At 44.8% G+C, this 16,184-nt stretch carries 17 protein-coding genes; 9 read left to right on the top strand and 8 right to left on the bottom strand.

Annotated elements, in window-relative coordinates:
• Nucleotides 1-264 precede the first annotated feature (264 nt).
• The 6 genes from lptD (at nucleotide 265) to apaH (ending at nucleotide 7,025) form a co-directional block, all read left to right on the top strand.
• Complete coding sequence (gene lptD / locus R7Q09_RS11755) at nucleotides 265-2,610, top strand: LPS assembly protein LptD (protein WP_005379673.1); 2,346 nt, start codon at nucleotides 265-267, stop codon at nucleotides 2,608-2,610.
• Between the two features lie 59 nt (nucleotides 2,611-2,669).
• Nucleotides 2,670-3,953: a peptidylprolyl isomerase SurA gene (surA, locus tag R7Q09_RS11750; RefSeq protein WP_053306855.1), complete on the top strand. Its 1,284-nt coding sequence runs from the start codon at nucleotides 2,670-2,672 to the stop codon at nucleotides 3,951-3,953.
• Nucleotides 3,943-4,941 carry a 4-hydroxythreonine-4-phosphate dehydrogenase PdxA gene (gene pdxA / locus R7Q09_RS11745; protein WP_005383085.1) on the top strand — a complete coding sequence of 333 codons (999 nt, stop codon included), beginning with the start codon at nucleotides 3,943-3,945 and terminating at the stop codon, nucleotides 4,939-4,941. The genes surA and pdxA overlap by 11 nt, the downstream gene beginning before the upstream one ends.
• Nucleotides 4,938-5,747: a 16S rRNA (adenine(1518)-N(6)/adenine(1519)-N(6))-dimethyltransferase RsmA gene (rsmA, locus tag R7Q09_RS11740; protein ID WP_085569674.1), complete on the top strand. Its 810-nt coding sequence runs from the start codon at nucleotides 4,938-4,940 to the stop codon at nucleotides 5,745-5,747. Before pdxA ends, rsmA begins: the two co-directional genes overlap by 4 nt.
• A 75-nt stretch (nucleotides 5,748-5,822) precedes the next feature.
• On the top strand, nucleotides 5,823-6,203 hold the full coding sequence (gene apaG / locus R7Q09_RS11735) for a Co2+/Mg2+ efflux protein ApaG (protein WP_005379668.1): 381 nt from the start codon (nucleotides 5,823-5,825) through the stop codon (nucleotides 6,201-6,203).
• Between the two features lie 15 nt (nucleotides 6,204-6,218).
• A complete protein-coding gene (gene apaH, locus R7Q09_RS11730) occupies nucleotides 6,219-7,025 on the top strand; it encodes a bis(5'-nucleosyl)-tetraphosphatase (symmetrical) ApaH (protein WP_005383087.1) in 807 nt (268 codons plus the stop codon).
• A gap of 269 nt (nucleotides 7,026-7,294) precedes the next feature.
• On the opposite strand, the gene folA is transcribed toward apaH, so the two are convergent.
• The 6 genes from folA to rplU form a co-directional block, all read right to left on the bottom strand.
• On the bottom strand, nucleotides 7,295-7,774 hold the full coding sequence (folA, locus tag R7Q09_RS11725; RefSeq protein WP_005379666.1) for a type 3 dihydrofolate reductase: 480 nt from the start codon (nucleotides 7,772-7,774) through the stop codon (nucleotides 7,295-7,297).
• A 9-nt stretch (nucleotides 7,775-7,783) separates the two neighbouring features.
• The gene (locus tag R7Q09_RS11720; RefSeq protein ID WP_005379665.1) at nucleotides 7,784-8,257 is read right to left on the bottom strand and encodes a threonine/serine exporter family protein; all 474 of its coding nucleotides are present in this window, start codon (nucleotides 8,255-8,257) and stop codon (nucleotides 7,784-7,786) included.
• Nucleotides 8,257-9,057 (bottom strand): threonine/serine exporter family protein, encoded by an 801-nt coding sequence (locus tag R7Q09_RS11715; RefSeq protein WP_005383089.1) that lies wholly within the window; start codon nucleotides 9,055-9,057, stop codon nucleotides 8,257-8,259. Before R7Q09_RS11715 ends, R7Q09_RS11720 begins: the two co-directional genes overlap by 1 nt.
• Before the next feature lie 195 nt (nucleotides 9,058-9,252).
• Entirely contained in the window at nucleotides 9,253-10,428 is a 1,176-nt protein-coding gene (gene cgtA, locus R7Q09_RS11710; RefSeq protein ID WP_005383091.1) for an Obg family GTPase CgtA, read from the bottom strand.
• 212 nt (nucleotides 10,429-10,640) lie between these two features.
• On the bottom strand, nucleotides 10,641-10,898 hold the full coding sequence (gene rpmA, locus R7Q09_RS11705) for a 50S ribosomal protein L27 (protein ID WP_005383095.1): 258 nt from the start codon (nucleotides 10,896-10,898) through the stop codon (nucleotides 10,641-10,643).
• 20 nt (nucleotides 10,899-10,918) lie between these two features.
• Entirely contained in the window at nucleotides 10,919-11,230 is a 312-nt protein-coding gene (gene rplU, locus R7Q09_RS11700; protein WP_005383096.1) for a 50S ribosomal protein L21, read from the bottom strand.
• A 256-nt stretch (nucleotides 11,231-11,486) separates the two neighbouring features.
• On the opposite strand from rplU, the gene ispB reads away from it, so the two are divergent.
• Nucleotides 11,487-12,458, top strand: coding sequence for an octaprenyl diphosphate synthase (gene ispB / locus R7Q09_RS11695; protein ID WP_005383097.1), 972 nt, complete (start codon nucleotides 11,487-11,489; stop codon nucleotides 12,456-12,458).
• A 93-nt stretch (nucleotides 12,459-12,551) separates the two neighbouring features.
• Here ispB and R7Q09_RS11690 read toward each other — a convergent pair whose 3' ends face one another.
• A complete protein-coding gene (locus R7Q09_RS11690) occupies nucleotides 12,552-12,743 on the bottom strand; it encodes a hypothetical protein (protein ID WP_005379661.1) in 192 nt (63 codons plus the stop codon).
• 113 nt (nucleotides 12,744-12,856) lie between these two features.
• A complete protein-coding gene (gene mdh, locus R7Q09_RS11685; RefSeq protein WP_005383098.1) occupies nucleotides 12,857-13,792 on the bottom strand; it encodes a malate dehydrogenase in 936 nt (311 codons plus the stop codon).
• A 359-nt stretch (nucleotides 13,793-14,151) separates the two neighbouring features.
• Here mdh and argR point away from each other — a divergent pair, with 359 nt between their 5' ends.
• Nucleotides 14,152-14,622, top strand: coding sequence for a transcriptional regulator ArgR (argR, locus tag R7Q09_RS11680; RefSeq protein WP_005379659.1), 471 nt, complete (start codon nucleotides 14,152-14,154; stop codon nucleotides 14,620-14,622).
• A 405-nt stretch (nucleotides 14,623-15,027) separates the two neighbouring features.
• Nucleotides 15,028-15,996, top strand: a complete 969-nt coding sequence (locus R7Q09_RS11675) for a TAXI family TRAP transporter solute-binding subunit (RefSeq protein WP_005379657.1) — start codon at nucleotides 15,028-15,030, stop codon at nucleotides 15,994-15,996.
• Nucleotides 15,997-16,184 lie beyond the last annotated feature (188 nt).

Raw genomic sequence — 16,184 nt, 5'->3', positions numbered from 1 at the left:
TGTGTTCTCTATCAATGAATTTTTATCGACGACGGCGGTCTTATAGTGCCGGATGCAACGATTTCCTTTATGATAATGGAATTAGTTTTATTTCGGCTAGGCCATTTCGCCTGCTTATCTTTGCAGCTATTTTGTCGTCATTATGCCACAGTGAATCAATACGCTGGGATAAATGCGACTATAGTTGATTCATTTGGCTATTACGCTAGGGTACAACAAGCCCTATAGCCATCGAGTAGTAGTGACACAGGAAAGTTCAATTCAATGCAACATTTCTCCCGCACATTTTTAGCGGCCTCTATCAGCACCGCCTTGTTTGTACCCACCACTCAAGCTGAAGCGAATATCCATGATAGTGTGCAGGAAATGCCCGCCACAGATCAATGTTTGGTCGATACAAGTGGCGAGGAGGACGCTCTTAATACCCCAGTAGTGGTAGAAGCTGACACCCTGCAAGCCATCAATGGTGACAAAGCTCAGTACTCAGGTAATGTACAAGTCACCCAAGGCCAGAAGAAAATTACCGCAGATAGCGTAACGCTGCACCAACAAGACAACGTCGTGGTTGCCGAAGGCAACGTGACTTTCAATGACGGCCAAGTCAAAGCTCGATCTGATCGTGTTACTAACGACATTAATCAAGATACGTTTTCACTTGAGAACACCGATTATCAGTTCCTTTGCCAACAAGGCCGAGGCACTGCAGCCTATATCGCTCGCACAGGTCAGTCGGTTTATGAACTCGAAGACGGCTCTATCACATCGTGCCCTCAAGGCGATAATTCATGGCGATTGGTTGCGTCAGGCATCGATGTTGACCAAGATGAAGAGACAGCGACGCTGCATCATCCTCGATTTGAAGTGTTAGATGTGCCTGTTTTCTATGTGCCGTATCTAACCATGCCAATAGGAGATACGCGTAAAACGGGTTTCCTCTTCCCTTCTTTATCGTACGGTTCTAGTGATGGTATGGAAGTCGAGGTGCCATTCTATTGGAACATCGCGCCTCAATATGACATGACACTCACCACGCTCTATATGCAGCAACGTGGTACAAAACTCGATACTGACTTCCGCTACCTAACAGATGGTTGGGGAAATGGAGAAATCAAAGGCGAATACCTCAATAGTGATCGCAAATATCAGGACGAGTCTCGTTGGGGCTACCAAGTTAAACACGACGGTATCATCAATAAACAGTGGATAGTCAAAGTCGATTACTCAAAAGTGAGTGATATTGATTACTTCCTCGATCTCGACTCCGACATTGGTAACCGTGAAGATGGTCAACTGGTTCAAGAAGGACAAGTACAATATCGTTCTGACTTCTGGGATGCCTCGTTAACCGTTCGTGACTTCCAAATCTTATTGAAAGAAGAGAACCGCCCTTATCGCCTGCTTCCTCAGTTAGACTTGAACTACTACACGCCATTGTGGGGAGACTACCTTAACTTTGACGTTAAGAGCCAAGTCAGCCGCTTCGATACCAGCGATGCTGCGCGACCAAATGCGACCCGTGTTCACATTGAACCAGGGCTTACATTACCACTCTCAAACTCATGGGCAACGTGGACAACAGAAGCTCGCGTGCTCTCTACGTATTACTCTCAAGACTTAACGGGTTTGACAGATGTAAACTTGCAAAACCAGTTGGATGATGAAGTTTCTCGTGTTATTCCTGAGTTCCGTACGCATGCGCAACTTTACTTAGAGCGAGATACAAGCTGGATCAAGGGCTACACACAAACACTGGAGCCTCAGCTGCAGTACTTGTACGTACCTGAAGAAGATCAAACCAACATCTACAACTACGATACCACCTTGCTACAAACCGACTACTACGGGCTATTCCGCAGTCGTAAGTACAGTGGCATTGATAAAATCGCCTCGGCGAACCAGTTAAGCTACGGTGCGAGTACTCGCTTCTTTGATGATGACTATAAAGAGCGTCTTAACGTTTCATTTGGTCAGATTTACTACTTCGATAAAAAGACCAAACTGAGCAACAGCCCAAATCTTCCGGATGAGACAACCAATTACTCATCATGGGCAATTGAAGCTGATTTCAACTACAACGATTACTTGTTCTATCACGGTGGAATTCAATACGATATTGATTTGAGCTCCATGCAGTTGGCAAACAGTACCTTGGAATACCAATTCAACGGCGGCTTTATTCAGGGTAACTATCGCTACGTTACGCGTGAATACATCGAAGATACGATCATTCTCGAAAACCTAGACACAATTACTCGTAAAGGTATTTCTCAAGCAGGTATTGTAGCGGCCTACGAGTTCAACCCGAACTGGTCTGCGAGTGGTCAATACTACTACGACCTCAATGAAAATGCGGACCTAGAATGGTTAGCGAGCCTACGTTACCAATCTGACTGTTGGTACATTGGCGTCACTTACTCAAACCAATTGCTTGGTTGGGAAGACCAAGCTATCGGCAGCACCGGGGCATCACCTGAATACGAAAATAACTTCAGCGTTAACTTCGGTATTCAAGGCTTTGCGACCAACCAGCGTGAAGACACTGCTGTCAAAGAACTGGATGGTTCTGACAACGCGATTAAGTACGGCCGCCCATTCTATCTGAACAATTAATCAAAATAGGCGTCTTAAATGAATAAGACGCCTATTCAAAAATACTGACGGAATTTTAAATGAAAATTTGGAAATCAATCTTATTCACGACCCTACTCTCTTGCGGAGCGGTTGCAGCACCAGTAGAGATCGATAAGGTTGCGGTCATCGTGAACGACGGTGTAGTTCTACAAAGCGACATCGAAACAGCGATGAAAACGCTGCAAGCCAACGCACGTCAAAGTGGAAAGAGCTTACCTTCTACCAGCGTATTAAAAGAACAAGTTGTTGAAAAACTTATTATTGACACGTTGCAAGGCCAAGAAGCAGACCGTATTGGTGTGCGTATTGACGACAACCGTTTAAACCAAGCGATTGCAGAGATCGCACGTAATAATGAGCAAACAGTAGAACAACTCGCCGCTTCTGTAGAAAGTGAAGGTTTAAGTTACCCAGAATTCCGCGAACAAATTCGTAAGGAAATCGCCGCATCAGAAGCTCGCAATGCACTGGTTCGTCGCCGTATTAATATCCTTCCAGCAGAGGTCGATAGCCTTGCTGAGCAACTATCACAAGAAACCAATGCGACTGTTCAATACAAAATTGGACACATTCAACTGCGCTTCTCTGACGATAAAGAAAAGTCAGCTGTAGAAGCAGAAGCTAAAGCGCTCGCGAAAAAGCTAAACGAAGGTGCAGACTTTACGGAGATGGCCTACACCTACTCAAAAGGTCCTAAAGCTTTACAAGGTGGTGACTGGGGCTGGATGCGTAAAGAAGAGATGCCAACCATCTTTGCTGATCAGATCAAGATGCAAAACAAAGGCAGCATTATTGGTCCTTTCCGTAGTGGCGTTGGTTTCCACATCCTAAAAATAGAGGATGTAAAAGGCCTAGAAACGGTTGCGGTAACAGAAGTAAATGCGCGTCATATTTTGATTAAACCAACCGTGATTCTGAGCGACGAAGGGGCGAAGAAGCAACTGAATGAATTTGTACGCCGCATCAAAGCCGGTGAAGCAACGTTCGCTCAATTGGCAACACAATACAGTCAAGATCCTGGCTCGGCAGCACAAGACGGTGAACTAGGTTATCAAACACCAGATCTTTACGTGCCAGAATTTAAGCACCAAGTAGAAACTCTGCCAGTTGGCTCAATCAGCGAACCGTTCAAAACCGTTCACGGCTGGCATATCGTTGAAGTGTTGGATCGTCGCCAAGTTGACCGCACTGACTCAGCGATGAAGAACAAAGCTTACCGTATTCTATTTAATCGTAAATTTAATGAAGAAGCGGGCGCATGGATGCAAGAGCTACGCGCAAGTGCGTTTGTTGAAATCGTGGATGACAACAATGACAACTAATACAATTCGTAGAATTGTCGTAACCGCAGGGGAACCTGCGGGTATCGGCCCAGACTTAGTGCTTGCCCTATCGAAAGAAGATTGGGCGCACCAAATTGTCGTCTGTGCCGATAAGAATATGCTGACGGAGCGAGCCAAGCAGCTTGGCATCGAAGTCCAACTGTCTGATTACAATCCAGAAGAAGCACCTAAAGCACAAAAAGCGGGCACGCTTATCGTTGACCATATCCAAATATCAGAACCTGCGGTCGCAGGCGAGCTCAATGAAGCGAATGGCCACTATGTACTAAAAACGCTAGAAAGAGCGGCTTTAGGCTGTATGAATGATGAATTTGATGCTATTGTCACCGGCCCTGTTCATAAGGGGGTGATTAATCGCGCAGGTGTTGCATTCAGTGGTCATACTGAATTTTTCGCCGAGAAGTCACAAACGCCGCTAGTCGTAATGATGCTAGCAACGGAAGGACTACGCGTGGCGCTGGTTACAACACATATTCCTTTAGCTTATGTGTCCAAAGCTGTCACCGAAGAGCGATTAGAAAAAATCATCGATATTCTTCATAAAGACCTTGTAGAAAAGTTTGCTATCGCACAACCAAACATCTACGTTTGCGGGCTTAACCCTCATGCTGGCGAAGATGGCTGCTTAGGTCGTGAAGAGATCGAAACCATCACTCCGACACTGGAAAAAATTCGACAAGAAAAAGGTATCAACCTGATCGGCCCTCTGCCGGCTGATACCATTTTCAATGAAAAATATTTAAATGATGCTGATGCTGTTTTAGGCATGTACCATGATCAAGTGTTGCCAGTATTAAAATACAAAGGCTTTGGTCGTTCAGTAAACATTACTCTTGGTCTACCTTTTATTAGAACATCGGTGGACCACGGTACTGCATTAGATCTGGCAGGGACAGGTCAAGCGGATACAGGGAGTTTCCGAACAGCGCTCACGCATGCGATAGATTTGGTAGAGAAGAAACAATGAGAAATGATGTCCATTTAGGACACAAAGCGCGTAAACGTTTTGGTCAAAACTTCCTGAACGATCCATACATTATTGATGGAATCGTATCAGCGATTAACCCAAAACCAGGTCAAAACCTGGTTGAAATCGGTCCTGGTCTTGGTGCAATCACTGAGCCGGTAGGTCGTGAAGTAGATAAGTTCACAGTTATCGAATTAGACCGCGATCTGGCGGAACGCCTACGTACTCACCCTGAACTGGCAGATAAGTTGATCATCCATGAGGGTGACGCTATGCGTTTTGACTTCACTCAACTAGTGAAGCCAAACAACAAGCTGCGCATTTTTGGTAACTTGCCATACAACATCTCTACACCATTGATGTTCCACCTTTTTGAGTTCCATAAAGACATTCAAGACATGCACTTTATGCTGCAAAAAGAAGTGGTAAACCGCTTAGCCGCCGGCCCTGGCAGCAAAGCTTACGGCCGTTTAACGGTAATGGCTCAGTACTACTGTAAAGTGGTACCGGTACTGGAAGTACCGCCAACGGCATTCGTTCCACCACCGAAAGTGGATTCTGCCGTTGTTCGTTTAGTGCCTTACGAAGAGCTGCCATGCCCGGCGAAAGATCTGCGTTTGCTCGATCGCGTTTGTCGTGAAGGCTTTAACCAACGTCGTAAAACCGTTCGTAACTGCTACAAATCGTTGTTAAGCACAGAAGTACTAGAAGAGCTAGGTGTTAATCCAAGCATGCGTCCAGAGAACCTGACGCTAGAACAATTCGTCGCAATGGCGAACTGGCTTGCGGATAACCCGCAGCACTAAGAACTCAAACAATGAGCCAAACCCTTGTAGGTTTGGCTTATTATTATTGGGATATTACGTTTCTGAGGAGTGCACATGGACGTCATTCAACCTTGCATCAAAATTCAAGTTCACACCAAATACATCGAAGAACAGTCCAACCCAGAGCTACAACGCTACGTTTTCGCTTATATCATCACCATCAAAAACCTTAGCCAACAAACCGTACAGTTAGTGAGCCGCCGCTGGCTAATCACAGACTCGAATGGCAAGCAAATGACGGTTGAAGGTGACGGAGTTGTAGGCCAGCAGCCCTTTATTCCAAGCAATGATGAATACACGTACAGTAGCGGAACCGCGTTAGAAACCCCTGTCGGCGTTATGCAAGGACACTACAAAATGCTGGATGAGAAAGGGCAAGAGTTCATCACCGAAATTGAACCATTTCGCTTGGCTGTTCCAAATGTTTTAAATTAGTAAATTGGAGATTCAGTGGCTACCTATATTGTTGGTGACATCCAAGGCTGTTTTGATGAATTGCAGCGACTACTAGAAAAAGTATCTTTCTCTGCGAAAAAAGACCAACTTTGGCTTGCTGGTGATTTGGTCGCCAGAGGGCCTAAATCATTAGAAACGTTACGCTTTGTGAAGTCACTTGGCGCAAGCGCAATCGTCGTGCTTGGTAATCACGACCTTCACCTTCTTGCAGTGGCTCACGGGATAAAAAAGGTCAAAGACAAAGATAGAACCGCACCTATTTTCACGGCCCCTGACAAAGAGGAACTACTGACATGGCTAGCTCAGCAACCTCTAATGGCCGAGCATGACGAGTTCGTGATGTGTCACGCTGGCATATCACCGCAGTGGAATCTAAAAACAGCGAGAAAGTGTGCCCGTGAAGTTGAGCGCATCATCCAAAGTGAAGAGCTGCCTTGGCTATTAAAAAACATGTACAGCAATCAACCTGATTCCTGGGATGACTATCTACAGGGTTTGGACCGATACCGTTATATTATCAATGCTTTTACGCGGATGCGCTTTTGTTTCCCTGATGGTCGTTTGGATATGGATTGTAAATTGCCACCGCAACAAGTTTCCGGTAACGAACTTATTCCATGGTTTGAGGTGCCTAAACGTATCCACTTAAACAAAGCGGTGCTCTTTGGGCACTGGGCTGCACTGCAAGGTTATATGAACAGCGAAGTCATCGGGCTAGATACTGGCTGTGTTTGGGGCGGAAGCCTAACCATGATCCGTTGGGAAGATAAGAAAATTTTTACTCAGGATGCGTTAAGTTAAACACTGAATAACAGTCGATAATCCATAGTAGGAGGAATACCTGTCACTTAACACCTCCTGTAGGGTCATTCCAACGAGCCTTAACGAGACTAGAAATCTAATATCCTCGCGCTGCGAATAGATAGAAATACCTTTGACAACAAAGTACTCGTATAGAGGCTCCTGAATCTCGCTCTTTCGTCGCTTTTCAGGATGACGGTAGGTTGGGATGGCCGCTCGCTGTTATACGAACGGCATTACCGTATTAACTACGCGGTGTTAATCTCGAATTACTTTTCTAACACAGTAAAGCGCATGTTGTAGGCGTTCTTCTCATCGGCTTGATACATTTCTGAGTAAGTTTCCTTAAACTCGTCTCCCCAATCTGGGAACTGAGTATCACCATCAATGGCCGCTTCAATGTGTGTTACATACAGTTTATTGGCCATAGGCAGACAAGTGGTGTAAATCGCACCACCACCAATGATCATCACTTCTTCCACATCACCTGCGACTTCCAGAGCCTGCTCAATCGATGTTACGGTAGTGACACCTTCGATCTTTAGTGTCTCATCACGGCTAATAACAATATTCAAGCGACCAGGTAAAGGGCGACCAATAGACTCATAGGTTTTGCGTCCCATCACAACCGGTTTTCCCATGGTACAACGCTTAAACCAAGCGAAATCGGCGGGAAGGTGCCAAGGCATTTGATTGTCTTTGCCAATGATGCGATTGTCGGCCATCGCGGCAATCATACTAATGATCATGTTAGGTCCTTATACAATAGGTCTGCGGCGATAGAATAACAGCCCTGGAACCGCAAGACCAACTGCTAAACCTGCAATAATAAACATGGCCTTAAGAAAGTTTTCCATACAGGTTGCGACAAGCTCGGGTGAGTAGCCAACATGATTGATTTCTACCATAGCGATCATTGCTTTGTACGCAAACACACCCGGCACCATCGGGATCAAAGCAGCCACAGTAAACACTTTTGGATGCGCGAGAAAACGGTGAGACCAGTACACACCAATCATCCCAACTAACGTCGCAGCAAAAAAGGTTGCCCACTCAATAGGAATGCCAAACTGCATCATCAAGTAGCGGCTACCATGACCAATCGCGCCACCAACAGCGCAATACACTAAGGCTCTTTGTGGCACGTTAAAAACCAATGCAAATCCTACGGCGGGAATCGCCGCAAAAAACATGTCATTCAAAAGGCCAAACATCAAATCAAATAAACTCATTAGATAGCCCACCCCCAAATTCCAGTTACACTCATCGCAGCAACGATCCCCAAACATGTCGCCAACGTTAGTAAACTAGCCATCACAAATCGAGCAATCCCCATATTAATGTGGCCTTTCAACATATCTGCGACAGAGTTAATGAGTGGGAAACCAGGTACAAGCATTAATACTGACGATGCCATTGCTACGGTAGGTAGATTACCGATTTGGTAAATTTCCGCCTGTGCTGAAATTAAGGTAGTCACAAAAGCGGTCGCAGCAAAGTTCAATAGAGGGTTGAAATGACGATGACCAATTTCTTGGCGAACGATCATGCCACCAGCTGAAGCTAAAAAGGTCATGATGAAGACTCCCCAATCACCACCAGCTAGATGACTGAATGCCGCACAAGACAAGCCAATCATAAACACCACCAACCAGCGGTTATAACGCTCTGGACTGATAGCGTTCAGCTTTTTCTGCGCCATGGTTGCATCGAGCAGACCACGCTCCATCATGATACAGATTCGTTGAATTTGCGTAATAACGCGCATATTGATGCCACGATCAGCGCAGCTTCGGGTGGTGGTGATGCAATGCCCATCCATTACCGTCGTCACAACCAATGCATTAGCTGATAGTGCTACCGCAACTTCATTCACCCCACAAGCTAGGCCAATACGACGCATAATATCGCTCACAAGAGTACTTTCAGCACCATGAGCAAGTAGCATTTGTCCGGCTTGGGCGACAAGACGAGAAATCGATCGTTGAGTAGATACCGCCAACTCTCTAGGCGGTATGGTTTCTAGAGTCATAAATAAGTCTAATTCCTTTTAGGGTGTTACTCATTCATACGCGCGAGGGCCAAACTAACCCTCAAAAAACACGACGTATCGGTTATTGTGCCGTAAATCACATCACCTAAATATGATTTAGATACAAAAAAAGCCGCAATAAATAATTGCGGCTTAATGAATTATAGGCAAACAGGCATTGTTTGACCGTTCTGATTAGTCACGAACGTAGACAACGTGACCGTCATCTTCTTCATCGTCCCAGTCATCCCAATCGTCGTCGTCATCTTCAGTGATAACGTCTTTACCCGCCATCGCATCTTTATGGTAATCATCCCACATGAAGTTAACTTTATCTTCTTCAGCCACTTCTTCCTCTTCGCGAGGTAGGTTATCCATAAAGTCAGCCAGTTTGTAACAAAGCTCTTTAGTACCGTTACGATTGATCGCCGAGATCTTAAAGTACTCGTCTTCCCAACCTAGTGCGTCTAAGATTTCTTGGATCTTCTCATTCGCTTCTTCTTCAGGCATTAGATCAACTTTGTTGAACACTAACCAGCGCGGCTTACTTGCCAGTTTTTCGCTGTATTGTTCTAGTTCATCAATGATCGTCAATGCATTTTGCACCGGATCGGACTGATCAATTGGCATAATATCGATCATGTGCAGCAACACTCGACAACGCTCTAAGTGCTTCAAGAATCGAATACCAAGGCCAGCGCCATCTGCTGCACCCTCGATCAAACCAGGGATGTCTGCAACAACAAAACTTTTCTCTGGTACGACACTTACGACACCCAAGCTTGGGATCAAAGTCGTGAATGGGTAATCAGCGACTTTCGGTTTTGCTGCTGATACTGCGCGGATAAAGGTTGATTTACCGGCATTAGGTAGACCAAGCATACCCACATCAGCAAGAAGCAATAGCTCAAGGCGAATTTCGCGTACTTCACCTTTTGTACCCAATGTTCTCTGACGAGGCGCGCGGTTTACTGAAGATTTGAAACGCGTGTTACCTAGACCGTGCCAACCGCCTTTTGCGATCATCACTTTCTTACCGTGTTCAGCAACTTCCGCCACGATTTCATTTGTGTGGATATCCACGGCGCGCGTACCCACAGGTACACGAAGAACGATGTCTTTACCACGCTTACCTGTACAGTTACCACCGCGACCGTTTTCACCACGCTCAGCTTCGTAGAAGCGCTGGAAACGGTAATCAATCAGGGTATTTAGGTTTTCATCGGCTTGGATATAAACATCACCACCGTCACCGCCATCACCGCCATCAGGGCCACCTTTAGTGATGAATTTTTCACGCCAGAAACTGACAACGCCACTACCGCCATCACCAGCCTGAACTTTTACTACCGCTTCATCTACGAACTTCATCTTTTACTCCGACTACTTCGTGCGTGGATTAAATCTTACTATGTCATCCGACAATTTTAGCAGATGACAGATCTAAGCTCCCAGATTCAAATCGCTTAGGATCTTAGCGAGAAACTTCGATATGTCGACTGCCACAAATAAAAAACCCCGCCGATTCGGCAGGGCTTTTGAATTCAGCTTAAAGCTATTAAGTAATTTGGTTAAAAACCTAATTACTCAGCTTCGATGCTTACAAACTTACGGTTCTTAGGACCTTTCACTTCGAACTTCACTTTACCTTCAGTAAGAGCGAATAGAGTGTGGTCTTTACCGATACCTACGTTGTTACCAGCGTGGAACTTAGTACCACGTTGACGAACGATGATGTTACCTGCAAGTACAGATTCACCACCGAAACGCTTAACACCTAGACGTTTGCTTTCTGAATCGCGGCCGTTACGAGTAGAACCACCAGCTTTTTTGTGTGCCATTGTTAAACTCTCCTAATAGATTAAGCGTTGATACCAGTGATCTTCACTTCAGTGAACCACTGACGGTGACCCTGTTGCTTACGAGAGTGCTTACGACGACGGAACTTAACGATTTTAACTTTATCGCCACGACCGTGTTGTACAACTTCAGCAACAATTTTGCCGCCCTCTACAAGAGGAGCACCAACTTTGATGTCTTCGCCGTTAGCAACAAGAAGAACTTTATCAAATTCTACAGTTGCACCAGTTTCAACGTCTAATTTCTCTAAACGAAGAGTTTGACCTTCGCTTACACGGTGTTGTTTACCACCAGATTGGAAAACAGCGTACATATTTTACTCCGCTTTTTCCGCACAGCCTTTCTTGAGGGTGTGCGCTAAACTAATCATCAATAGGGCGCAGATTCTACAGAATAGATGCTCCTATGACAAGCCATATTTTGAAAAAATTGGCGAAAAGCTAATCGCCAAAGAAAAGTGCGGCAATCATGCCCTTTAGTAATGTATTAATCAACGTTTTTTAGTGTATTATTCGACAATTATATAAATCGAATAAGCCTTGCAGGGTCTAACTTCAGCCGGATATACGATGGATTTTAAAACTATCCAAGCGCTTACTGCCGATGACATGGCAAAAGTGAATGAAACAATTCAAGCCCAACTTAATTCTGATGTCTCTTTAATCAACCAGCTCGGTTTTTATATCGTGAGTGGTGGAGGCAAACGTCTAAGACCGCTTTTAGCGATACTGTCAGCCCGTGCACTTGGTTACCAAGGCAATGGTCATACAATGGCAGCTGCGTTTATTGAGTTCATCCATACAGCGACTTTGCTGCATGATGACGTGGTAGATGAATCAGACATGCGCCGTGGTAAAGCCACTGCGAATGCAGCATTTGGCAATGCGGCTAGCGTATTAGTTGGGGACTTTATCTATACACGCTCATTTCAGATGATGACGGAACTAGGATCCATGAAGATCCTTAAACTAATGAGCAATGCCGTAAACGTGATCGCCGAAGGTGAAGTACAGCAGTTGATGAACTGTAACGACCCTGACACGACAGAAGAAAGCTACATGCAAGTCATCTACTCTAAGACTGCGCGCTTATTTGAATCCGCAACTCAAATCGGTGCAATCTTAAATGATGCTCCTGAGCATGTGGAAATCGCAATGCAAAATTACGGTAAGTATCTAGGCACTGCGTTTCAGCTCATTGATGACGTCATGGATTACACTTCTGATGGCGAAGACATGGGTAAAAATGTGGGTGATGACTTGGCCGAAGGCAAGCCAACTTTACCTCTACTCCATGCTATGCGTAATACCACACCAGAAAACGCCATCATGATTCGTGAAGCGATTGAGAAAGCGAATGGCATGGATCGCTTAGAAGAAATTCTTGCGGTCATGAAAGAAGCAGGCTCTCTGGAATACACAACGCAAAAAGCTCTAGAAGAAGCAGACAAAGCAATCGCAGAACTATCAGTGTTGCCAGAGTCTGAATACAAACAAGCGCTTGTTACTCTGGCTCATGTCGCAGTACAACGCACGAAGTAATCAATAGCTACCCATAACGCAAGACTTATAGCAAAAAGGAAGAGCATACTCTTCCTTTTTTACGTTTGATACCTAATGACGACGCCCGAGGCGCTAGTAATATCTGTCACTACCGCCATGCAGTTGTGGATCATCTTCTATTTCATCAAAGCTAACGGCGAGTTGCTGTTCAGTCCCTTGTTTAGACAACAATACCGTCTCTGCTTCATGGTCGACCACTAATATCGTACCGACGCCTTGTTGGCACTCAACAACCATGCCTTTACGGATTCGACTCGCTTCCATCATCTTCTCCTTCACTACGTGGTTTTATTCGACCATTTTTACGAAGTTGAGAAATCAAGGATCAAAAAAGCCGATCAAAATGATCGGCTTTCTTCTTATATAGGCTTTCTAGATTACTTTGCGAATTCAACACCAATGTTGATGTCGCCATTTAGTGTTTCTAGCATACCGCCTAATGCAGACTTTTCGTAATCGCTGAGTTTGCCGTAGCTTAGTACTTCTTCAACGCCTTCTTTACCCAGTTTCACAGGTTGCGCAAAGTAAGTCGCGTGTTCGCCGTCGCCTTCAACGTAAGCGCACTCAACTACGCCTTCTTCACCTTGAAGAGCACGAACCAGAGACAGACCAAAGCGACATGCAGCTTGGCCCATTGATAGTGTTGCACTACCACCACCCGCTTTCGCTTCTACAACTTCAGTACCTGCATTTTGAATACGTTTCGTTAATGCTTCTACTTCTTCAGCTGTAAACTCAACACCTTCCACTTGAGACAGTAGAGGTAAGATCGTTACGCCAGAGTGACCACCAATTACTGGCACGCGAACGTCACCTGGATCTTTGTCTTTTAGCTCAGCAACAAACGTTTCTGAACGGATAACATCCAACGTTGTTACACCAAATAGACGACGCTTATCATAAACACCCGCTTTTTTAAGAACTTCAGCAGCAATTGGCACTGTTGTATTTACAGGGTTTGTGATGATACCAACACAAGCTTTCGGACAAACAACCGCAATCTTCTCCGCTAGCGATTTAACGATACCAGCGTTTACATTAAATAGATCCGCACGATCCATACCTGGCTTACGCGCAACACCAGCAGAAATTAGCACAACATCCGCGCCTTCTAGTGCTGGAGTAGGATCTTCACCAGCGTAACCTTTGATAGAAACTGGCGTAGGGATGTGGCTAAGATCAGCGGCCACACCAGGAGTTACTGGAGCAATATCATATAGGGCTAGATCAGAACCAGCAGGAAGACGGTTCTTAAGTAGAAGGGCCAGGGCTTGACCGATGCCACCAGCGGCACCAATAACGGCTACTTTCATGTAGTTCTCCTTGAGAGTATTTCTCTTATAAACGTATTCGTAGGGTAGTTTGTAACCAACTTAAATAAAGCTATCGGAATCACAACTTGATTACAATCAATTAACGCTAGCTTTGCGACCTCGCGCAACTCGCTGTTACCGTGCTACAAATGGGGCTTGGATTATTCTTTTATTCTGTTGAAATGACAAGGAATTCAAGAAAACAGATACAGCCCTACTTCAGCGCGCTAAAGAATTCTATGTGGTATATAGTTTACAGTGACGCATCTAACATAATCCTGGGACTCTTTGGCACCGCCTGAATATATATGCGAGAATATGCAAAATTGCTGACCCGTAATAAGAGATTTGTAATGACTATGCGCAATTCAGAAAAACAAGACAACTTAGTTCGCGCCTTTAAAGCCCTGTTAAAAGAAGAAAGCTTTGGCTCACAGGGCGAGATTGTTGACGCACTCAAACAGCAAGGGTTTGAGAGTATCAACCAATCTAAAGTCTCACGTATGCTGACTAAATTTGGCGCCGTCCGTACGCGCAATGCAAAAATGGAAATGGTTTACTGTCTTCCTGCTGAGCTAGGTGTCCCAACAGTCAGCAGCTCTCTGCGTGAACTGGTACTAGACATCGATCGTAATGCAGCGTTAGTGGTAATTCACACCGGCCCAGGTGCAGCACAGTTGATTGCTCGCTTGCTTGATTCACTCGGTAAATCCGAAGGTATTCTTGGCGTTGTCGCGGGTGACGATACCATTTTCATTACGCCAACCATGGCAATTACGACTGAGCAACTCTTCAAATCAGTGTGCGAGCTGTTCGAATATACTGGTTAAGTTCTATAAAGCTTCAATCAGCTAACTCATTGTGGGTTATAAAAGAAGTCTCATTTTGTAGCCCATAATTTATGTAAATTTTTTGCTTACTCCGCTCGTTCTTTAACCACCCATTTTGTGATTAACATCACGCAATTGATCTTTTTCATTTCAGTCACTAAACGTTAATTAAGTAATTGTTATAAAAAGAATTAAATCACAAATTGAATCCTATCCCCTGATACAAAATTCAGACTTATCAACTATAACATTTAACAATTGGATAATTTTCTGCCAATTTTTTGTTATGATTCGCTCGCTTTTTCAAACGATTGGATTGAAAAAGGTGCCGTTTCCAAATAGGAAACTCCAGAAGTGATTTATGGTTATTTCCGGGTAAATAATGAATATAAGGAAGGGAAATTCATGGCATTTAACAAACTTCTCAAAGTAGGCGCTATCGCTGCAGCCGTAATGGGCGCAGGCGCAGTTAACGCTCAAGAGTTTATTACCATCGGTACTGGCTCTGTGACAGGTGTTTACTACCCAACTGGTGGTGCTATCTGTAAGTTGGTAAATAAAGGTCGTAAAGACCACAACATCCGTTGTTCAGTAGAATCGACTGGTGGCTCAATTTACAACGTTAACACTATCCGTGCAGGCGAATTAGATTTTGGTATCGTGCAATCGGATTGGCAGTACCACGGCTACAACGGTACGAGCAAGTTTGAAGAACAAGGCCCGTACAAGAAGCTACGCGCAATGTTCTCTCTTCATACAGAACCTTTCAACATCATTGCGCGTGCAGATTCAGGTATTGAAAACGTTGAAGACCTGAAAGGTAAGCGAGTAAACATCGGTAACCCAGGCTCTGGTGACCGTGCAACGATGGGCGTTGTCATGGAAGCGATGGGTTGGACAAACGACAGCTTCAAATTGGCGTCTGAGCTAAAAGGCTCTGAACGCTCTCAGGCACTTTGTGATAACAAAATTGACGCCTTCATTTACATGGTCGGCCACCCGAACGGTTCAATCAAAGAAGCAACCACATCATGTGATGCGAAGCTAGTTTCAGCAACAGGCCCTAAAATCGATAAAATTGTTGCCGACAACCCATACTACGCCTTTAGCTCAGTACCGGCTGGTATGTACCGCGGTACAGACAAAGACGTAAACAGCTTTGGTGTTGCAGCAACAATGGTAACGACCTCTGATGTTTCAGACGATGTCGCTTACAACGTGGCAAAAGCTGTGTTTGAAAACTTTGATACCTTCAAACGTCTACACCCTGCATTCGCAAACTTGAAGAAAGAAGACATGGTGAAAGCTGGTCTTTCTATTCCTCTTCACCCAGGTGCAGAAAAATACTACAAAGAAATGGGTCTAATTAAGTAATTACCTCAGACTCTACATACAGGCAGGAAAGAATATTTTCTGCCTGTTTGAGCATACAGGTTGTAGCACGTTCTAACTGTATGCTTCATTCGCCAGTTTTCTTCTGAAAACTGCGAGCTCATACCCAAGAAAACTTAAACGCCGCCTAACAGAGTATCCAACAATCAACACTTTGAGTTCAGGCAGCA

Source organism: Vibrio sp. 2130-1 (assembly GCF_033339515.1).
The sequence above is the reverse complement of the archived record's forward strand: the minus strand, read 5'-3'. Positions and strand labels throughout refer to the sequence as shown.

Excerpts from the sequence above, each read along its gene's own strand:
- ispB (WP_005383097.1), top strand. The coding sequence starts at position 11,487 with ATGGATTTTAAAACTATCCAAGCGCTTACTGCCGATGACATGGCAAAA.
- surA (WP_053306855.1), top strand. The coding sequence starts at position 2,670 with ATGAAAATTTGGAAATCAATCTTATTCACGACCCTACTCTCTTGCGGA.
- R7Q09_RS11690 (WP_005379661.1), bottom strand. The coding sequence starts at position 12,743 with ATGGAAGCGAGTCGAATCCGTAAAGGCATGGTTGTTGAGTGCCAACAA.
- folA (WP_005379666.1), bottom strand. The coding sequence starts at position 7,774 with ATGATCATTAGTATGATTGCCGCGATGGCCGACAATCGCATCATTGGC.
- apaG (WP_005379668.1), top strand. The coding sequence starts at position 5,823 with ATGGACGTCATTCAACCTTGCATCAAAATTCAAGTTCACACCAAATAC.
- R7Q09_RS11715 (WP_005383089.1), bottom strand. The coding sequence starts at position 9,057 with ATGACTCTAGAAACCATACCGCCTAGAGAGTTGGCGGTATCTACTCAA.
- cgtA (WP_005383091.1), bottom strand. The coding sequence starts at position 10,428 with ATGAAGTTCGTAGATGAAGCGGTAGTAAAAGTTCAGGCTGGTGATGGC.
- R7Q09_RS11675 (WP_005379657.1), top strand. The coding sequence starts at position 15,028 with ATGGCATTTAACAAACTTCTCAAAGTAGGCGCTATCGCTGCAGCCGTA.
- mdh (WP_005383098.1), bottom strand. The coding sequence starts at position 13,792 with ATGAAAGTAGCCGTTATTGGTGCCGCTGGTGGCATCGGTCAAGCCCTG.
- rplU (WP_005383096.1), bottom strand. The coding sequence starts at position 11,230 with ATGTACGCTGTTTTCCAATCTGGTGGTAAACAACACCGTGTAAGCGAA.
- lptD (WP_005379673.1), top strand. The coding sequence starts at position 265 with ATGCAACATTTCTCCCGCACATTTTTAGCGGCCTCTATCAGCACCGCC.
- rpmA (WP_005383095.1), bottom strand. The coding sequence starts at position 10,898 with ATGGCACACAAAAAAGCTGGTGGTTCTACTCGTAACGGCCGCGATTCA.
- pdxA (WP_005383085.1), top strand. The coding sequence starts at position 3,943 with ATGACAACTAATACAATTCGTAGAATTGTCGTAACCGCAGGGGAACCT.
- R7Q09_RS11720 (WP_005379665.1), bottom strand. The coding sequence starts at position 8,257 with ATGAGTTTATTTGATTTGATGTTTGGCCTTTTGAATGACATGTTTTTT.
- argR (WP_005379659.1), top strand. The coding sequence starts at position 14,152 with ATGCGCAATTCAGAAAAACAAGACAACTTAGTTCGCGCCTTTAAAGCC.
- rsmA (WP_085569674.1), top strand. The coding sequence starts at position 4,938 with ATGAGAAATGATGTCCATTTAGGACACAAAGCGCGTAAACGTTTTGGT.